General features: G+C 49.1%; 2 protein-coding genes and 2 pseudogenes. All 4 read right to left on the bottom strand.

Features of this window, described 5'->3' with window-relative positions; genetic code table 11:
- Positions 1–549 (bottom strand): annotated as a pseudogene (locus BN161_RS26275) (conjugative transposon protein TraM); the annotation flags it as partial.
- A gap of 6 nt (positions 550–555) precedes the next feature.
- Positions 556–846, bottom strand: a complete 291-nt coding sequence (locus BN161_RS26270) for a TraL conjugative transposon family protein (protein WP_052356432.1) — start codon at positions 844–846, stop codon at positions 556–558.
- A 2-nt stretch (positions 847–848) separates the two neighbouring features.
- Entirely contained in the window at positions 849–1,472 is a 624-nt protein-coding gene (traK, locus tag BN161_RS26265; protein ID WP_044271964.1) for a conjugative transposon protein TraK, read from the bottom strand.
- Between the two features lie 29 nt (positions 1,473–1,501).
- A pseudogene (locus tag BN161_RS26260) lies at positions 1,502–1,839 on the bottom strand (conjugative transposon protein TraJ); the annotation flags it as partial.

Raw genomic sequence — 1,839 nt, 5'->3', positions numbered from 1 at the left:
TTTGTTTATATCCTTATAGGCAACCGCCGAAGAACGGATCGGCGAATTACCCATGTGTAGTGCAGGTTCCGGCGGCAGTTCTTCCTTTGAATCCCCGATAGGAGCTTCCTCCGTCTGCCCGATGGCAATCTCAAAGTCCTGCAAAGTCCCCATTTTCGACTTCTGCTGTTTCTCGAAGGCATCCCGCTCGTATGCTTCCTTCTTGTCATCCAGCAATCCCTTTTCTTTGGGGAGCGGCACGTCAATATTGAATCCCTGCTGCACTTCCTTTTCCTCTCCACCCGAAGAAGGAGCGAAAATCAGCCACATGGCACCGGCGAACACGAGAAACATCAGCGGATATACCAGCATCTTTTTTCTCCGTTGGGCTTCCGCCGGTGTCAGTTCCTTGCGTTCCTTCTCTTTCGGCTTCTCCTTTTTCCCTGCCGGTTGTCGGGCTGCATCCTCTCCGGCAGTTTCCCGGACTTCCTCCGTCACCGTTTCCTCTTCTATCTGTACGATACCTTCCTCCAGTACCTCATCTTCCTCATTGATATGATTATCTTCCATTGTTTTTTACTTTATCACATTATTACTTCCTGAACCCTCCCGAACGGGATATAGGACACTATCCGCCTGCTGATGCAGTTTCATTTGTTCGATATGCTCGATCTGCAACCGTTCGCCTTCCTCTTTTCCCATCCGGTAAATACCCGAAACCGTGAAATAGATAGACAGCGCACTGAATCCTAACAGCATCGTGAGCGTGACTGCCAACTGCTTTCCCGGTGTCAGCCTTCCGCACATGCGGCGCAGACCATCATCCATCCGGTCTTGCCATTCATTAATTTTCTTCCGTATCATCATGCCTATCTTTCCAGTACCCGTAAATCCTTGTTTTCCAGAATCTCGAACCGCTCCATTGTGAACCCATGCGGGTTATTATCCGACCGTACCGAATTGATTAACCCGCACCGGGTAATAAGGCTCCGTTCCGTCACATTACTTGCACGGATAATCATCTGCCGCGCGTACATCGTTACCTGATAAGGATAGCGGTCAAAGTCGCACGCCATGCTGTCCACCTGCAAAGTCTGGTTGATATTCGCCGAGATGATCCGGTTATAATACCCCTTCTCGCTCCAATCCTTGTAGTACCTGAAAGCACTCTCATCGCAAAGGAACAGTGCCCTTCTGATATTTCCCTCTATCGCATCCTTGTCCGGCGAAAGCGTGAAGAACAACTCATGAAACCGTTTCACGTGCTCTTTCGCCTCCACCGGTCTGTTTTGCGAAAGGTCTTGTGACAGAGCCAGCATTAACGACTTGCCGTTATCCAATACATAAATCTTCTCCCTCTGCTTTTGCGCAAAGCTGTACGAATTCCAGATGCTGTACCCCGCCACCAGCGTACACAGCACGAGGAACACCAACGCAATCATCCGTATTTGCCGGAAACTGCTCTCTATATTCTTCAAACTCTTAAATTCCATCTTAATAAGATTATTTGATTTTCAACTGATTATTTACCTCTTAACTTTCCCGAAACATGACCGACGGCGGCTCCCGTCACTGCCGCAGCCCCTTTGCCGCCTTTCAGTCCCCATGAATTTACCTGCTTCCCGTAACTTCCCGCGCCGCCGTTCTGAATGATCCATCCCGATACGGTCGGAATCGTGAAATACCCGATGATCCCTATCAACATGAATATAATATAAGCCGCGTTCGAGCTGTCCGGTATAAAATTCGGGTCTTCCAGTGCCACAATATCCTTTTCTAACATCAATACCTGAATACGGGCAAGCACCGCACTGAACAAGTCCGAAACCGGCAGCCACAGATAAATCCCGATATACCGAG

Origin of the sequence: Bacteroides timonensis (assembly GCF_000513195.1) — a bacterium.
Taxonomy (GTDB): domain Bacteria; phylum Bacteroidota; class Bacteroidia; order Bacteroidales; family Bacteroidaceae; genus Bacteroides; species Bacteroides timonensis.
Note: the sequence above shows the minus strand (reverse complement) of the source record. Positions and strands in the feature narration are given on the sequence as shown.

Coding starts and splice junctions, on each gene's coding strand:
- BN161_RS26270 (WP_052356432.1), bottom strand. CDS start 846: ATGATGATACGGAAGAAAATTAATGAATGGCAAGACCGGATGGATGAT.
- traK (WP_044271964.1), bottom strand. CDS start 1,472: ATGGAATTTAAGAGTTTGAAGAATATAGAGAGCAGTTTCCGGCAAATA.